Origin of the sequence: Marinobacter sp. SS5-14b (assembly GCF_030541005.1) — a bacterium.
In the GTDB taxonomy this organism is placed as follows: Bacteria; Pseudomonadota; Gammaproteobacteria; order Pseudomonadales; family Oleiphilaceae; genus Marinobacter.
Genome location: NZ_JASSVM010000005.1, coordinates 1 through 16,619, shown reverse-complemented (window position 1 = coordinate 16,619; position 16,619 = coordinate 1). Strand labels below are relative to the sequence as shown.

The following is a 16,619-nucleotide window of genomic DNA, read 5'->3' as shown; positions in this document are numbered from 1 at the left end:
GTTGTCATGCCGCCGGGAAAAAAGCGGACGGATTAATGGTCATTGAGTTTGCTCAGTTGCAGGTCTTTTTCCAGCCGGTAGGTGTCAAAGTCTTTGGCAAGAAACAGGTGGCCCTTAAAGTGCTGTAACGCTTCCGATGCCAGCAAGTTGATGTGGGGTGTGCCGCCGGGGGCAGACTGATAGCGGGAACTGAAGTGGGTAAGCACGAGGTTGGGCACTGCCGCACTTTGTGCAAATGTGGCCACCTGTTTGGCTGAGCTGTGCTGCGGCCAGGGGCCAACCCGGTCTGCTATGTCCTGGGTGTAGGTGGCCTCATGAATCAATACGTGAATGCCAGCGCAGGCGTCTTTTAACAGTTCGGGAGTGTCGTTGTCACCACCGACAATGATCTTGCGGGCGGTTCTTGGAATGTGGGTGTAGTCGTCGCTTCTGAGCAGGCGGCCGTCGTCCAGCAGGACGTCTTTGCCTTTCTGAAGGTCGCCCCAATCGGGGCCCGGCCCTATGCCATCAGCAACCAGCTTCTCCTGTTTTAACTGGCGTTCCAGGTTCCGCTCGGTAAACACATAAGCCCGGCAGGGCACCCGATGCGAAAGCGCTACGTTGGTAACCGCCATGTGGTCGTCCTGCCAAAGAAAATTCGGTGCCTCCGAATCGATAAAGTTGATCGGGTAGCTGAGGCTGGAGTCGCTGTTTTCTATCACCGCATTGATGAACCGCCGAACCTGAACGGGTGCGATGATATCCAGCGGTTCGGTGCGGCCCAGCATCGATGCGCTGGTCAGCAGGCCCGGCAGGCCGAAGGTATGGTCGCCGTGGATGTGGGTGATGAATATGGCGCGCAGCTGCATCACCGAATACCGGGTGCGCATCAGCTGGTGCTGAGTGCCTTCACCGCAGTCAATCAGGTACCAGGGCTTGGGGCCGGAGCCGCACAGGGCCAGTCCGGTGACGTTACGTGACCGGGTGGGTGTTCCGGCGGATGTACCAAGGAAAGTGAATTCCATCGTGCCTCGTTTCGCGGTAATGTGCGCCCTAATGATACGAAACCTTGTTCTGCGATGATACGGACTCAGCCATGTCTGACCTGAAAGATCCCCGCGTTCTTTTCGCTGCCGAGCGCACATTGCTTGCGTGGAATCGTACCAGTCTTGGGTTGACTGCGTTCGGCTTTCTGGTAGAGCGGGCCGGCCTGTTGCTGGCCGCGTTGACGCCGGAAACCGCCAATGGCATCAATCTGGTGATGATGTACTGGTTGGGGCTGTTGTTCATCCTGCTGGGGGCCGCTACCGCGTTCTACGCCACTCGCCAGTTTGGTGCGGTGCTGAAAACCCTGAGCCCGGAGGAGTTCCCCAATGGTTACAACGCCCGCTGGGGCATGACGATCAATCTGATCGTGGCTTTCCTCAGTCTGGCGCTGGCGGCGGCCTTGATCGTCAGTCAGCACTAATGCGTTACTGGAAAAAACAGAATCTAAAAGGAGTCACACCTTGTCTGAACTAGCCCACTACGAAAGCTTCAAGATCGACGTCAAAGACCATATCGCCCACGTTCAGTTCAGCCGGCCAGAGGCCATGAATACCATGAACAAGGCGTTCTGGCTGGAGTTGCCTCGCTGCATGCAAGATATTGAGGCCAACAGCGATGCCCGGGTGATTGTGATTTCCTCAACCGGCAAGCACTTTTCAGCGGGTATGGATCTGGGCGTGTTCTCAGACTCCAAGGCCGTGCCCATGAGCGGAGATCCGGGCCGGATGGCAGAGAACCTGCGCCGGGTCGTCCTGCAGCTGCAGGACACGCTGAGTTCCCTTGAAAAAGTGCGTTTACCGGTATTGGCGGCGGTCCACGGTGGCTGTATTGGCGGGGCTCTGGATTTGGTGTGTGCGGCCGACAGCCGCTACTGCACGGCCGATGCTTTCTTCACCATCAAGGAAACTGAGCTGGGCATGACCGCCGACGTGGGCACCCTGCAGCGCCTGCCCAAGTTGATGCCTCAGGGCGTGGTGCGCGAACTGGCCTACACGGGGCGTAAATTCGGTGCTGAAGAAGCACAGCGTCTGGGCTTTGTGAATGCTGTCTATGACAGCCAGGATGCGATGCTGGAAGGGGTTATGGCCATTGCTGGGCAGATTGCCGCAAACTCGCCGTTGGCGGTGACTGGCTGCAAGGAAATGCTCAACTACAGCCGCGATCACAGCGTCGAAGACAGCTTGAGGTATATGGCCACCTGGCAGGCGGGTATGTTCCGCCCGACGGACATGATGAAAACCTTCCAGGCAAAGGCGCAGAAACAGTCACCTGTTTACGATGACCTGTTCCCGGTCAAGGATCTGTTTACCAGCTGATCCATGCCGGAACGTCGGGATTCTTCGATATCTGCAATCGCTGCCTTGCTGTTTCAGGGCGGCATTGGCGTCGTTGGCCTGGCGGTTATGTGGCTGTTCGATATTCCGCTTTTGTCGGGCAACCTCGGGCCCATTGAAACCGTGCTGGTTGGGTTGGCCGGGGCTGTGGCTACGTATCTTGTTTTGTTGTTGCTGACCCGAAGCACCTGGCTGTTTCCGGATGATCTCAGCAGCCAGATGCAGGCCCTTTATAACTTCGCAGCCAGCTTCCGATGGCCGGTGCTGGTCGGCTTGTCGATATTGGCCGGCGTGGGCGAGGAGCTGCTGTTCCGGGGCGCGATACAGGGCTGGTTACTGCAATACACCGGGCCATGGACAGCGGTGCTGGCCGCTTCGGTGTTGTTTGGCCTGGTGCACTATGTGTCGTTTACCTATTTTCTGGTCGCCACCGGTCTTGGCCTGGTGCTCGGCACGGCCTATCAGCTCAGCGGCAGCCTTGAACTGGTCATGGTGTGGCATGCGGTCTATGACATGCTGGCACTGTATTGCTTGCTGCTTTATCCCCAGTGGTTCGGTGTAAACCGATAAGCCGTTAACCCCCTAATCCCCTTATTCTTTGGATATATAACGTGTTAGAGAGTTATCTGACCGGTTTGGTCATGTGCGGCGGCATTATAGTCGCTATCGGTGCTCAGAATGCCTACGTACTGAGCCAGGCGATCCGCCGGGAGCATCATTGGTGGTCTGCCGGCATCTGTATGACCTCGGATATCCTGCTGTTCACCCTGGGCATGTTTGGGGTGTCGGCGGCGTTAATGGCGATGCCTCAGGCGCTTGAGGTGTTGCGTTGGTTTGGTGTTGTCTTTCTGGGCTGGCTGGCGATTCAGGCGTTCGTTCGGGCCGGGCGTGGCAGGGCTGCGCTTCGGGCTGGAGCGGAAACCCGCAGGAGTCTGAAAGGGGTGGTGCTGACCACACTGGCGGTCACCCTGCTCAATCCTCAGGTGTATCTGGATACCTTGTTGCTGATTCCGGCAGTGGGTGCCCAGCAGTCGAGTGCCCCAAGCTTCGTGGCAGGTGCCAGCAGTGCCTCTGTTATCTGGTTTGGTGCTCTGGCGTGGCTGGGTTCTTCACTGGCCCCTGTGCTGTCCCGGCCTAACGCCTGGCGGGTGATTGACGGCGTTATCGGCTTGATGATGCTCGCCATCGCACTGCAACTGGCGTTCGCTGGCCTGTAATATTCAAACGATTGTACGAACACTGCCGTTCGCCAGTGGCGAAAAATGCTTGCCGAAATGGGCTGTCGATAGTGTGGATGATAGCTGCGAGATTGTGGCACGGGTTCACAAAACGCTTTACGTCTGCAAGAAGCAAAAACCAGCCGCGTAAGTTGGTAGATGGCAGAGTTCGCGATGCCGATTTTTATGCCTATACTCATGTCAGTACTATAAAAAGTGCTTCAACAATAATTACTCTGACGGAGTCACTTTGACCATTTTCAAGCGTAATCTTTGGACGCTGTTCTGGCTTGTTGTCGCGATTGGTGTGCTGGTCCTGTCTTTCATCCTGACGAGCATGTGGCAGGCCACTCTGCGTGCCGAGGAGTCTCATCATCAGGCCAGGGTTGAACTGATCAGTCAGTCGGTGACGAATGTGTTACGCACCCAGGAGCTGATTCTGGAGGTGGCTGCCGCAGAGCTTGTTCGCCAGGATCTTATTGATACCACCCCGGAGGTGCTGCCATTTCTGGACAGCATCATGGAGGCCAGTCCCGCCCTGGCAGGTTTCGGGATGGCGTTGCCCAATGGTCAGTTAGTCAAAGTAACTTCCACTGTGGATGTCAGTCTGATGCCTAACCTGCTGGAGCAGGAAGCATCCCGGGAGGGGTTCCAGCGAGCCCTGGATTCTGACCGGTTGATTGTTGGCCGCACCTATTATCTTCCAGCGGTCGGAGCCTGGATCATTCCTGCCCGAAAGGCGGTCAGGAATGAGCGTGGTGAGGTGATTGCGGTAATGTCTGCGGGTATTCGCGCAGACGGTGAAAAGGGTGTGTTCGGGAATAACCTGCACACCGGCCCTGATGACTCGGTGATGATTTTTCGTGAGCATGACGGTTACTTGCAGTTTATGTCCAGTGAAGGCGTGACTCCGGACATGTATGCCAATGCTCATAGAACTCCGGAGGAGAGAGCCGTCGACAGGCTGAGTCTGACCGAAGCCAACGGTGTGACTATCGACGAACTGAAAGCCCGGGATGTACCCAGTATTTACTACAACCAGCGGGAAGGCGCTAACTATATTGGCGGTGCCTGGTACTCACCGGACTATGAGTTGTGGATCATTTCGGAATCGAACATTCGGACTGTGTGGCGTGCTTTTCTTGAGCGCGGTCTGATTTTGTTGATGGTCTTTCTGGCTCTGCTTTTACTGTTATTTTATCTGGTTCGCCAGATCGAACGGGCAGAGCACAAGCGTCGGGCGGCTTTGATGTATCAATCACGGCATGATGACTTGACCTCACTGCTCAACCGGGTGGGTCTGATCGATCAGATTCAGCAGCTTGTAAATCGTGATGAAGGCTTCGGCGTGGTGCTGCTGGACATTGATAACTTTCGCGGCATCAATGACCGCTTTGGGCAGGAGCACGGGGATAAGGTGCTGAATGAATTTGCCCGATGTTTGCGTAAGCTCGCCAGTGACCAGTTTGGCGCATCGAGATTGGGCGGTGATGAGTTTGCTGTGATCAGCCGCATCCGGGAGCCAGAAAATTTACTGGCCTTTTGTAACGATCTACTCCAGAGACTGGCCCGCGAAATGGCGTCTGGCCCGCTTAGAATGCAGCTGGGTGCCAGCGTCGGCGCTGCAGTGTTTCCCGCGCATGGAGACTCTTTCAACAGTATCATTCGCAGTGCTCATCTGGCGCTGTATCAGGCCAAGAGAACCCGCAATGATGTCTGCCTTTATCAGACTAATTACGAGGCGGGTTATTTGCGGCGGGTTCACATTGAGCAGCGCCTTCGAGGTGCCATGAGTGAGATGCACCTGTACATGGCGTATCAACCCCAGGTGGATGTCAGGGGGCGCGTGGTTGGTGTTGAAGCACTGGCGCGCTGGGATGATGAAGAGTTAGGTTATGTGCCGCCAAATGAATTTGTGGAGGTGGCAGAGTCTTCTGGCCTGATGGTTGAGTTAGGCAACTATGTGCTGGACAGAAGTCTGGCCGATTTCCGTAAGATTCTCGACGAGGTCAGAGAGCCCCTGGAGTTATCGGTCAATATATCCGCTATGCAATTTATGCAACTCGGGTTTGCAGAGCGGGTATTGTCGGCGCTGAAACAGTATGGTGTACACCCTCATTATCTGACCCTGGAAATCACCGAAACGGTGTTTATGTCAGGGTTTGAGCAGGTTGTTCCGACCCTGGAGCAACTTCGTGCTGCCGGTATCAGCTTGTCGATGGATGATTTTGGCACCGGGTACTCGTCGCTGAGCCTGTTGCGAAAACTGCCGATCGATGAGCTCAAGATCGATAAGAGCTTTGTCGATAACATTATTGACGATGAACCTGCCCGGAACATGGTTGAGAGTATCATCGCCATCGGCAAGAACCACCGTATGCGCCTGGTGGCGGAAGGCGTAGAAGACAAGGCCCAGTTCGCAACGCTTGTTGGGATGGGCTGCGGGCGTTTTCAGGGCTATTTCTTCAGCCGCCCGGTGCTGCCGGAAGAAGTCGGTGCGCTGACCCGTGCCAGAAACTCCTGAATATCTTCGAAGGCCTGTTCGGCCTCTGGCAGCAATGGCGAGAAGATGTGCCACACGTGAACCATATTCTGCCAGGTGTGAACTTCTACAGGTGACCCCTCTGACCGGGCTTTTGCGGCGTAGCGTGTGGCGTTGTGCAGCAGCATCTCTGTGGTGCTGGCATGAATCAGCGTAGGCGGCAGATCATTCAGGTTTCCGCGCAGCGGAGAGGCCGCCGGATTGGTAGGCGAAATCCGGAACGCGGCGAGGGTACCCCACCACAACACCGGCAACGGAATCTTGGACAGACCGCCGAAGACCGGGCCAAGCAATGCGTCTGTCCGGATGTTCTCCCGGTTGCTGGGCGCGGTCAGGGTAAGGTCGGTAGACGGCGACAAGGCAACGGCGGCATCCGCCTGGCGCACGCCGTTGTCGCGAATCCAGGCGAGCAGGGATAGCGTATGACTGCCGCCTGCAGAATCGCCCGCAACCACCATGAACTCCGCTTTCTCCTCACCTTCCGGGCCGTGGTTCAGTAGCCAGGTGTAGGCCTGGCGACAGTCGCGGATGCCGTCCATGAAGCGGTGTTCCGGCATTAATCGGTAGTCGAGCGCAAACACGGCGGCATTGGCCAGGTGAGAGAACTTGTCGGTAATGGCCCGGTGACTGCGTGGGCTGCCCGCCGCCCAGGCACCACCATGAATGTACAGCACCCGGCGGCGGGTATCGGCACCCGGTGCAATCACCCATTCGCCCCGAGGCTGGTCGCTATGGCGGATGTCGGATGTGACGTCAACGCCTTCGCCAAGGCTGTCCAGATGATTCCTGAGGGCAATCAGCCGGGCTTTGCCTTTGAGGCCCCTGGAGGCGCGCCCCATGTCTTTTATGCGGGCCATTACCTCATCGTGGGCGGGGTTCGGGGCTACCTCACGGACTGCCCAGTCACCGCCGTCAAAACGGGAAAGATCGTGCACCCGGAACAGCAAAAAGGTGGCGGCAACGATGAGCGCAACAACAGCAAGTAGAATCCAGAGCATGGGGTTTCCTTTTGGGGCCCGGTGAAGGGGAGCGATGCCGAAGCTATATTCCCACGGCAAAGCATACAGAGGAAAGTGCCCTTGCGAATAGCCTATTGGCCGCCAATCTGTTCTGGGACAGGCGTACGGTTTATCACGCGGCTCATGGTCAACTCCAGCTTGGCTGGTTAGGTGGCAAGGATGCTGCGGAACTGGACCAGCTTCTGTGAGCTGCTGCCGGGCTAAGTGATCAGGATTAAGTTGAGCGGAAATGAAAGCCCGGCAGATGCCGGGCTTTCAGGTTTTAGTGACCGTAGATACGCATGGTGGTGTCCTGCACCACCAGGTTATCCATCATCACAGAGCCGATATTGGCTCCACCTACCAGTACTTCGCCGATCGACAAATCGGCTGCGAAGGTGTTCAGGTCGATCGCCAGAGCGTCGCCGGAGCCACCCAGACGGGTCCCTTTGTAAACGTCCATGTCGATGGTGGCACCGAGTGTCAGAACGCCTGGATTGGCAGTCGCGCCGTTAAGACCAGCGCCCATGTAGTTGGCACCGGTCAATTTGAGGTCACGGATACCCAAGGCGAGGAAGTCGACGTCGACGTCGAGATCAGAGATGCCAACCTGTGTGTTCAGGTTGAGCTTGTCGGTTGCAGTATCAACGGTAATACCCACTTTGGTGAACGCGCCCACCATGTTGAAGTTGCTCGCAAGCAACGTGGAGTCGGTGGCACCCTGCAGTGACCATTCGCCAGTGCTGACGCCAAAGTCTATCGGCGCTGCGGTGAGCGGGAAGATGTTAATGATGGCATCGCCATCAGCCGCCACGTCGATATCGATCTTGATGTTGTCGATCAGATCACTGGTCTGGCCGAACAGAGCGTCGCGGAAATCAGTGATTTCTTCGAACAGATCGGTACGGTTAGCACCACCGATTTTGATGTCCTTGATGGAGAATGAGCCTTCATCAGTGTAGAGGAACTCGTCAATCGACAGTTTGGTTTCCAGTTCAATAGTCACACCGGCCTGACCGGTGATGTTACCCATGTGAACGTCGTCAATGGGCTTGAGGTCTGCCTGGGCGGCAAAAGGGAGCCCGGCAATGGCTAGCACTAACGCGGATTTTTTCAGGCTGTTCATATCGTTATTCCTTTTTTGGTTTTATTTTCGTACTTATTGGTCACAGCCGGTTGATACCGGCTGTGACCTGTTTTCCGGCCAGGCCGGAATTTCTTTAGAGCTGAGGGGTCAGCTGCAGATCAATGGTGTTGCCTGGGCCAGACATGAACTGGTTAAGCAGGCTGGTCAGGAGACCACAGTTTTCCAGTGGTGGCAGGTCGTAGACACCGCTTACTGCACCGCCAGTTGCCGGCGAGAAGTTAGTGCCTTCTGCAGACGTCAGCTGGATGTTAACCGGCTCGCTGGTGCGGCACTCGTCGCCACCACCAATACGCAGGGGCAGCCAGCCCAGCTTGATAGCAACCTTGGGCACTTTCACGTACAGCGGGGAGTTAGCTGTCAGCTTGCCATCGATCAGGGAACCCGTAGTGATACCGGCCTGCTCGAATTCAACGTTGGCAGAAGCATTGAGCTTGCTGAACAGCACTTTGACCGAGAAGTTGCCAGAGGTGGGCAGAACCTGGGTGTCGGCTTCGAAGGTTCCGGAAGCCAGGTCAAGCACGGTCGCAATTGAACCGGTCAGCGGCAGGGTGCCGCCAGTGCCCGCGATCAGCGTGGAGCCTTCCAGGCCGAGCAGGAGGTCAAGTTTGCCGCCAGGTGTATCTTCGATGGCTTCAGCAGTAACCGGAACACTGATTTCTGCATTCTCGCCATCGCTGGAACGCACAACCAGAGCGGCGTTGCTTACACCAGCTGCAGCAGCCGTGAAGTTCACATCAACCGAACAGCTTGCGCCGGCCGCAACCGTGGTGCAGTTGTTGGTCTGAGTGAAGTCAGAGGCATTGGCGCCTTCAAGGGCGATGCTGTCAATTTGCAGAGCAGCGTTGCCGGTATTGCCAATGGTTACCTGAGCAGACTTGCTGGTGCCCACAAGAACGCGGCCCAGGTTAACGGAGTCAGGTGTTACCTCGATGATCGGCATTGGAGCCAGAGTTCCGCGACCAGACAGAGCCGCATCGATGCTTGGTCTGTCAGCGTCAGTCGACTCGATGGTCAGAGTCGCCACGCGAGCGCCGTCGGTGCTGGGTGCAAAGGTCACATCCACGCTACAGGAGGCATCGGGTGCCAAACCAGCGCTACAGTCGTTGGTCTGAGTAAACACCTGAGCATCATCACCGCTGATGGAGATGTTGTTGATGCCGAGTGCTGCGCTACCCGTGTTGATGATAGTGAGGGACTTCTGGGCAGTCAGACCAGCCTGAACAGAGCCAAAGGCAAGTTCTTCTCCATCTACATCAATGCGAGGTGTTTCAACAGGTACGTCAGCAACCGTAAGGGTTTGCAGCAGATTGTCCTGGTCTGGCAACTGCACACAGTCGGTGGAGATCTCACCGATAGGTGCTGGTGCAATGGCGCCGTTGGCCGTACGGGCAATCAGCTCCAGAGACAGAGAGCCAACACGGATTTCGGCCTGGCCAATGTCGTCCTCGGTAAAGAGGACTTCAGGAGCAATACCGGAGGCCGGTACGTTGAACTCGCCGGTGGTGGCAGGGATCGGGGTGGCCGGGATGTCCAGCGTAACGACCTGCTCCAGGCTACGGTTTGGCGTGATGACGTTGTTGATGCTGGTGGCAACGCCTTCAACAGTCTCTGAGCCAACCAGCTTGAGGCCGGTACGGGCGTTGTCGTTAACGATGGTGATCGCCGTCACTTCAAATTGCGGGGTAGGGTCACCTACGGTTGCAACGTTCGGGATGTCTGCACTGATCTGTGCACGGATAGGCTGGGTGCCGATCAGCGGAAACGGACATTCAAAAGCCAGTTCGGTTGAGACTTGTTCAGCAGCTGCGTTAGACGCGCCGCCCGCCATCAGTGCCGCAGCCGCTACGGCGGCGCCGAGCTTGCTGACACTGGTGTTGAGGTTCCTGAGTTTCATGAGTTCGTCCTCTGTCTTGCGTTCTTTGTTGTAGTTAGGGCTGCAGACATCACCGATAAGGACAGCTTGATCGGACTTGCGTAAATCCCTTTGCCATGGGCATTGAGCACATGATTGCATGGGTATTAGACGGGGAGAGGGTGCCGCCGGTCATTGCTGGTGGCGGCACCATTTTTGTCTAAAGCGGAAGTGAAGGGGGGTAATTGTTCAAACCGTGAACGGCATCAAACTGAAAGTTGATGCGTGTTCACTTTTTGTTGCGGGCTTGGCGGCGAATGTCACCGGGAGTGCTGCCGGTCCATGAGCGATAGGCTTTGGTAAATCCGGCCTGGTCGCTGAAGCCCAGCTTTTCCGAAATGGACTCCAGGGGCACGTTGGTGTCTTTGAGGTAGAGTGTGGCAAAGTTCTCCCGGATTTCGTTTCGCAGCTCCCGGAACGAGGTGCCCGCGCTGGCCAGATGCTGGCGGAGCGTTCTGGGGCTGATGTCCAGCCGGCGGGCAATATTTTCCGTGGTGCACGGGCGGCCGGGTTGGCTCATGATCAGTTCGCGTACCTGCATCACCGTTTCGTCAGCTTCCAGGGTTTTCTGTTTTCGGGTATGGCGAGTTCTGGCGACCAGGAATTCCAGGCTGGCGTCGTCTTTGCGCAAAGGCATGCCTTTTAAGGGCATGGTTACCTGGCTCACGCTGGCGTCGAACACGAACTCGCAGTCCGGGGCCAGTAATTGCCAGTCCTCCTGGCGAGTGCTGGTGGAAAAGTCGAACTGAAAGGTAAAGTGACCACACACCTGGCAGGACAAGCGGTAGATGCTGCCCATGTAAATCTTGGTTAGACAGGGACGCAGGTCGCCTACGTTCCAGGTATCGATCAGCTTGATTCGGAAAGTAGTACCGCTTGATTCCAGCTCCATGTCCATGAGCGGCAGGCCCACGCGCAGGTACTGCACGATCATGCTGACCAGTCGCCTTGGGTTTTCCTGCCCGAGCATTGCGAACCCCAGTAACCCGTGGCTGGGTAAATCAAGCTGCTTTCCGAACTCGAAAGCCGCTCGCTCGTCTGTCATCAGCCAGTCCGCCTGGCGCAGGAGGCCCAGCACCTGCGTCATAGACAGGCTGGCGTCCGGGTTGTTCAGCATTTCGTCGGTGATGCCGGTTTTGGTAAGAATGGTATGGCGCTTTACGCCACGGTTCTCCATGAACCGGACAAAGCGTCGCGCATACCGTGCCGAGATAATCGGCACTTCCAGTGCAAGGGGTGTCAACATTTCCATGTAAGTGTCTCTGTGGCCGGCGGTTATCCGGGAGTTCGTCATCAGAAGCGCAGTTGTTATTATGTCAGCCCAGCCAGGCTGTTATGGGCATCAGTATAGGCATCTGTTCCTCAGGGCTTTGTGGCAACGGGTCACAAACTGGTCGCATGGCCGGATATGACAATAAAACTTTGAGCGGGATGGAGCGTACATGCATTCGCATGCAACAGGTTGTAGTGCTGACAAAGAAGCGCGATGGTGCCCGGTGTGCGAAACCGCTTCGCTGTCACCTTTCCTGGCAGTGGAGGGCAAAACCTATCATCGGTGCGCTTCGTGCGAAGCAACCGTGATGGCGCCAGAATGCTATTTGTCGCAAGAGGAAGAGCGCGCGGTGTATCAGCTCCATGACAATCAGCCGGACGATGCAGGCTATCGCCGGTTTTTGTCGAAGCTGGTGGATCCGCTGCTGGGGCAACTGCCGGCTGGTGCCACAGGGTTGGATTTCGGCTGTGGCCCGGGGCCGGCCCTTGCACAAATGCTCGAACAGGCGGGGTTTCCGATGGCTGTCTATGATCCTTTTTTTGCCCCGGATACCTCGGCGTTGGAGCGTCAGTATGATTTCATCACCTGTACCGAAGTCGTCGAGCACCTGCACCGGCCCGCGGACGTATTCAGACAATTGAACGGCTTGCTCAAACCCGATGGCTGGCTGGCGATCATGACTTGTTTTCAGACCGACGACGACCGATTCGCGAACTGGCATTACCGAAGAGATCCCACCCATGTAGTGTTCTACCGGGAGCAGACGTTTGCCTGGCTGGCGGAGCGTTTCGGCTGGCAACTGAAGGTTCCGCGCAAAGATGTGGTGATTTGTCGTAAAGGCCAAGCTGTTCCGGCCGTCGGCAGAAGCAGCCCGAAAAGATCTGCAAATTTGAGGTGACCCTGATTACCAGTCGGATCCTCAGAAAGTGGAAAGCCCCGTGGCTTCCATAATCCGGTACTGCCAATACCTGAGCCGTGAGCTGTCCGCCCATTCAGAATAGGGCAGGCTGAGGGCAGGGCTGGTTTCAGGGCCGCTCTCCCAATGCCGGTTGAAGTAATCAGTGGCTTTTTGTGCTGTCGGGTGCTCTGAAGGCACTGCCACCCAAACGTTGGATTCAAGATTCAGGTCGTCCAGATTACGGCGGGTGAAATTTGCCGAGCCGAGCAGTAGCTCTTGTTGTCCGTCAGCCCGTGTGTAGCTAATCAGCTTGCTGTGGCATTGCTCTCCATGGGTGTTGCACCAACGAATGGCAACGCCTGCCCGGTTGAGTTCGTTGGCAACCGGCCGGTTGGGGATGCCGTTCTTTTCGTGGCCGAAGGCGTCTTTGTTTGCGTCCAGCAGCATGCGGATGGTCACGCCCCGCTGCTGCGCCGCGATCAGTGCCTTGATGACAGGGCGATGCGATAAATAGAACATGGCGATGTCCAGTGATTCGCCAGCTTCGCTTCGCCCGATCATGTCCAGAACCTGATCCCGGATGGCTGACTCCGTCAGTAACCTTACCTTCCCGGTGGGGCTCGTTGACGGGGGGGTGCTGGCTTCTACCCTGTCGATCCATCGTGTGAAGATTTCTGTATCTGCACCGGACAGGTCTGCCACGGCCTGCTCGCTTCGGATCACATCTGCGACCGCGGGGCCGCTGAAGCTCAGGCCGATGTTGCTGTGCCGACTGCTGCCATCGTGGGGGTTGGCCGAGGTGATCAGGGCGCGGAATCGGGTGCCTTCATCGGCAACCAGCAGCTTGCGATGGTTGGCCTTGAAGTTTGGCAGCGCCAGGTAGCTACGGAGGGTGGTTTGCTCGTTTCCGAGAGCATTGGGTAGCCAGCCTCCGTCCGGGTTGTTGCCCAACCATTGACAGCAGAGTCGCCACAATGCAGACCAGGCTGGATTACTATCACGAAGCGGCTCCAGATTGGTGATGATCAGTTCAATGCCGGCACCTTCCAGTGCTTCGAATGTGCGCGACCGGGTGCCACCATAGAAGGTATTGAGCGGGTCTGAAATGACCACGATATCGATGTTGGGGGCGGCTTTCTTTTTCGCAATGAGCGCCTGGGTGAGTTGGGATGCCAGGGGGCGGAGGTCAGCATTCTCGGGGCCGGTGCTGTTGTAAAGAAACATATCGATCAGGATGAATTGCTGGGCCTGATCGATCAGACGCAGCACCTCATCAAAGATCTCATGGTCGAGAGACGAGCTGCCATTCGGGAAGTGGGTGGTGGTGTCGGTAAGCAGTTTTGGTGCGATCAAGGGGGCCGGAGCACCTTGGTAGCGAATGCCAGCAGGTAAAGGCTTGTATGAGTGCCATAGCCCCAGGGCGATGAGGGTCAGGAGCAGGGCAGAGGCTACTAACTTCATTGTCATGGGCGTTTCGTTCCATCGAAGTGTTTGGGTTGCTGCCGGCTTAGCGGCGCTGCTTTTGAAGAATCCAGTCAGAGAATCGTTCAAGAAGCCTGGACGCTTCCGGTGCCGGCCGAACCGAGTTCATCAAGCCGCTGGCATCCAGACCTTCCTGCGCCAGATCCGGATACTGCACCTCCAGGTAGGCTTTCATGATCTGATCGGTGAATTCGGGATGAAACTGAACGCCCCAGGCATTTTCCCCAATGCGAAACGCTTGATGGGGCTCGAACGCCGACTCGCCCAGTAGCACGGCGCCCGGAGGAAGTTCCAGTACCGATTGCTTGTGGGTCAGTTGAGCAGGAAACTCCCGGGGGAAAAGGCTGAACAGCGGGTCTGATTTTGCCGTTTCGAACAGTTTGATGCTGTGGGTGCCGGTTTCACGGCCTCTGGGATGGTAACCCACTTTGCCGCCCAGAGCGTGAGCCAGAAGCTGGTGGCCATAGCAGACGCCCAGAACGGGAACGCCGGCTTCAACCGCCTGCTTCAGCCATGTCGCCGCTTGTTCACTCCAGGGGGCGAGGTCGCTCACCATTGCGGGTGAACCGGTAATGACAATGCCTTGCCAGTCCCCCGGCTCGCCCGGAGGAGGTGCCTGGGTGACATCGGCGATGGTCAGGTTCAGCTGGCTGGACAGGCCCCTCACAAACCACGCATCAAAGTCGCCGAAGTGATCCTTGATCTGTGGGTAGGTTGTTCCGGTTTTCAGAATAACCACGCGAGGATTTATTACCTCATCTGAACCAGCCATGCTGCACTCCGTTCGATTCCGGACCTTCGGCGCAGATTACTCCTGCGGCAACTCTGCGTTGTGGAACACGTTCTGAACATCGTCCAGCTCGTTCAGCATGTCCATGAACTTTTCAAACAGGGGAATGTCGTCGCCTTCCACGGTGGTCGTGGTTTTTGGCAGGAACTGGATCTCATCCACCTCAAATTCGATACCTGAGAAGGCATCTTCCAGCGCTTGCCTGGCTTTGGCGTATTCGGTGTTGGGGGTGAAGACGGTGATTTTGCCTTCTTCATTTTCGATGTCGGTGACATCGACATCCGCTTCCATCAGCGCTTCAAGAACGGCTTCTTCGTCCTGGCCGGAGAAGACAAAAATAGCGCAGTGGTCGAACATGTGAGCCACTACACCAGGGGTGCCAATCTTGCACTTGGTTTTGGTGAACGCCAGGCGTACGTCGCCAAAGGTACGGTTCGGGTTGTCGGTCAGGCAATCAACAATGACCATGCAATTGCCGGGGCCATAACCTTCATAGCGTGCAGTGGAGTAATCCTCGCCTGCGCCGCCCTTGGCTTTCTCTATGGCCTTTTCAATAACATGGCTGGGCACCTGGTCTTTCTTGGCGCGTTCAATCAGCCCGCGTAGGGACAGGTTGGCCTGGGGATCGATGCCGCCGGACTTGGCAGACATATAGATTTCCCGGCCGTACTTGCTGTAGACCTTGGTTTTCGCCGCAGCCGTTTTGGCCATGGATTCTTTGCGGTTCTGGTAGGCTCTGCCCATCTTTGGTGCCTCTCGTTTTCTGTAAAGAGCGAGATTTTACTGAACCTGAGAGAATTACGACAGCTTTGTTATGCCAGTTTTGGCACTTGCCGAATTCCGCGGCGCAGTCCGTGCTCTAGCGCAGAACTGACCACTTTGCCTGAAAACGGAACAATATCGTCGAAAGTGATGGTGTATTGCACCCGCGTTTGGCCTTCTTGCGTGTCACTGAAACGAATGCGGCCCAAGTGGTTTTTGATAGGGCTGAGACTGGTGATGGCATATTCGATGAGGGAATCCGGCTCAAAACCCAGTACTGTTTCTTCCAGACTCAGCGGGCCAATGCCGATTTTACGGACCGAGCCGACGCCATTCGGGTCTGCCTGATCACTGTCTTTGATGCGTTTCACAGGGGCGCCAATCATCTTGCCAAAGCGGTGGTGATCGGCAAACAGGGCAAAAACCCTGGTGCGGGGAACATCAAACGTTTCATTGATTTCGATAGTATAGGAAGCCATGGTGTCACTCTTGTTCTTGCGGATTGCCCCAAGGGTAACGGTTCACAGTGTTCAACAAAAGTCGTAAACGTGTGGGCGTGCAAGGTTGGCCTTGATATCCACACTGGTTATAATCCCGTGCGCTCAGGATGAGTTAGCTTCAAATCATATAAACTTCAGGGATCGAAGACATGCCCCAGGCAAGCGGATTGCAGTTCACCGCCCGTGTAGGCGAATTCCCCACCGATCACTTTGTTGTTGTCAGTTTCGTGCTCACCGAAGGCTTGTCTTCGCTGTCTCACGGCCGCCTGAAACTGGCCAGCACCGATCCGGACGTGCAGGCAGCCGACATTCTGGAGCAACCGGTGGACCTGGTGGTGTGGCAGGACGGCCAGCCCCAGCGCCGCTTTACCGGTGTCGTGAACGAGTTTGCCCGAGGCAACACCGGCCACCGCCGCACCCACTTTGAACTGGTGATCCAGCCTCCCGTGTGGCGCCTGGGCCTGATGCACAGCAGCCGTATCTTCCAGACCCAGAGCACCGACGCCATCGTGCGCACCCTGCTGGAAGAGCGGGGCATCATCGACACAGTGTTTGACCTTAAGCGCAGCCCGGAAGAACGGGAGTACTGCGTACAGCACCGGGAAACCGACCTCAACTTCGTTGAACGCCTGGCCGCCGAAGAAGGCTGGCACTACCGCTACCAGCACGGCAGCGTGGACGGCGAAGAACAGCCGGCCCTGATTATCGCTGACCACCACGGCGACGCCCCCAAACTGG

The 16,619-nt window shown here is 56.6% G+C and carries 16 protein-coding genes; 7 read left to right on the top strand and 9 right to left on the bottom strand.

Going from position 1 to position 16,619, the window contains the following annotated elements:
• Nucleotides 1-32: 32 nt before the first annotated feature.
• Nucleotides 33-1,004 (bottom strand): ribonuclease Z, encoded by a 972-nt coding sequence (locus QPL95_RS12265; RefSeq protein ID WP_303291268.1) that lies wholly within the window; start codon nt 1,002-1,004, stop codon nt 33-35.
• A 71-nt stretch (nt 1,005-1,075) separates the two neighbouring features.
• Between QPL95_RS12265 and QPL95_RS12260 the strand changes: the two genes are divergently transcribed.
• The 5 genes from QPL95_RS12260 (at nt 1,076) to QPL95_RS12240 (ending at nt 6,101) form a co-directional block, all read left to right on the top strand.
• A complete protein-coding gene (locus QPL95_RS12260; RefSeq protein ID WP_213464399.1) occupies nt 1,076-1,447 on the top strand; it encodes a YidH family protein in 372 nt (123 codons plus the stop codon).
• 40 nt (nt 1,448-1,487) lie between these two features.
• The gene (locus QPL95_RS12255) at nt 1,488-2,342 is read left to right on the top strand and encodes a crotonase/enoyl-CoA hydratase family protein (RefSeq protein ID WP_303291267.1); all 855 of its coding nucleotides are present in this window, start codon (nt 1,488-1,490) and stop codon (nt 2,340-2,342) included.
• A gap of 3 nt (nt 2,343-2,345) precedes the next feature.
• On the top strand, nt 2,346-2,930 hold the full coding sequence (locus QPL95_RS12250; RefSeq protein WP_303291266.1) for a CPBP family intramembrane glutamic endopeptidase: 585 nt from the start codon (nt 2,346-2,348) through the stop codon (nt 2,928-2,930).
• A 41-nt stretch (nt 2,931-2,971) separates the two neighbouring features.
• Nucleotides 2,972-3,577 carry a LysE/ArgO family amino acid transporter gene (locus QPL95_RS12245; protein ID WP_303291265.1) on the top strand — a complete coding sequence of 202 codons (606 nt, stop codon included), beginning with the start codon at nt 2,972-2,974 and terminating at the stop codon, nt 3,575-3,577.
• A gap of 250 nt (nt 3,578-3,827) precedes the next feature.
• Nucleotides 3,828-6,101 carry a bifunctional diguanylate cyclase/phosphodiesterase gene (locus QPL95_RS12240; RefSeq protein WP_303291264.1) on the top strand — a complete coding sequence of 758 codons (2,274 nt, stop codon included), beginning with the start codon at nt 3,828-3,830 and terminating at the stop codon, nt 6,099-6,101.
• On the opposite strand, the gene QPL95_RS12235 is transcribed toward QPL95_RS12240, so the two are convergent.
• From QPL95_RS12235 to QPL95_RS12220, 4 genes are all read right to left on the bottom strand, one after another.
• Nucleotides 6,035-7,117, bottom strand: coding sequence for an alpha/beta hydrolase (locus QPL95_RS12235; RefSeq protein WP_303291263.1), 1,083 nt, complete (start codon nt 7,115-7,117; stop codon nt 6,035-6,037). The genes QPL95_RS12240 and QPL95_RS12235 overlap by 67 nt on opposite strands.
• Nucleotides 7,118-7,400: 283 nt before the next feature.
• A complete protein-coding gene (locus tag QPL95_RS12230; RefSeq protein WP_303291262.1) occupies nt 7,401-8,243 on the bottom strand; it encodes a DUF6160 family protein in 843 nt (280 codons plus the stop codon).
• Nucleotides 8,244-8,337: 94 nt separating this feature from the next.
• The gene (locus QPL95_RS12225; protein ID WP_303291261.1) at nt 8,338-10,158 is read right to left on the bottom strand and encodes a choice-of-anchor D domain-containing protein; all 1,821 of its coding nucleotides are present in this window, start codon (nt 10,156-10,158) and stop codon (nt 8,338-8,340) included.
• A gap of 247 nt (nt 10,159-10,405) precedes the next feature.
• Nucleotides 10,406-11,428: an AraC family transcriptional regulator gene (locus QPL95_RS12220; protein WP_303291260.1), complete on the bottom strand. Its 1,023-nt coding sequence runs from the start codon at nt 11,426-11,428 to the stop codon at nt 10,406-10,408.
• A 190-nt stretch (nt 11,429-11,618) separates the two neighbouring features.
• Between QPL95_RS12220 and QPL95_RS12215 the strand changes: the two genes are divergently transcribed.
• A complete protein-coding gene (locus QPL95_RS12215) occupies nt 11,619-12,347 on the top strand; it encodes a class I SAM-dependent methyltransferase (protein ID WP_303291259.1) in 729 nt (242 codons plus the stop codon).
• 21 nt (nt 12,348-12,368) lie between these two features.
• Here the strand turns inward: QPL95_RS12215 and QPL95_RS12210 are convergent, their stop codons facing one another.
• The 4 genes from QPL95_RS12210 to QPL95_RS12195 all read right to left on the bottom strand — a co-directional run bounded on the left by QPL95_RS12210 (nt 12,369) and on the right by QPL95_RS12195 (nt 15,860).
• Nucleotides 12,369-13,814, bottom strand: a complete 1,446-nt coding sequence (locus tag QPL95_RS12210; protein WP_303291258.1) for a phospholipase D family protein — start codon at nt 13,812-13,814, stop codon at nt 12,369-12,371.
• A 40-nt stretch (nt 13,815-13,854) separates the two neighbouring features.
• The gene (locus QPL95_RS12205; RefSeq protein WP_303291257.1) at nt 13,855-14,601 is read right to left on the bottom strand and encodes a glutamine amidotransferase; all 747 of its coding nucleotides are present in this window, start codon (nt 14,599-14,601) and stop codon (nt 13,855-13,857) included.
• 36 nt (nt 14,602-14,637) lie between these two features.
• Nucleotides 14,638-15,363, bottom strand: a complete 726-nt coding sequence (locus QPL95_RS12200; protein WP_303291256.1) for a YebC/PmpR family DNA-binding transcriptional regulator — start codon at nt 15,361-15,363, stop codon at nt 14,638-14,640.
• Between the two features lie 68 nt (nt 15,364-15,431).
• Nucleotides 15,432-15,860 (bottom strand): SRPBCC family protein, encoded by a 429-nt coding sequence (locus QPL95_RS12195; RefSeq protein WP_303291255.1) that lies wholly within the window; start codon nt 15,858-15,860, stop codon nt 15,432-15,434.
• Between the two features lie 170 nt (nt 15,861-16,030).
• Between QPL95_RS12195 and vgrG the strand changes: the two genes are divergently transcribed.
• On the top strand, nt 16,031-16,619 hold a 589-nt coding region (gene vgrG / locus QPL95_RS12190; protein WP_303291254.1), incomplete at its 3' end, for a type VI secretion system tip protein VgrG.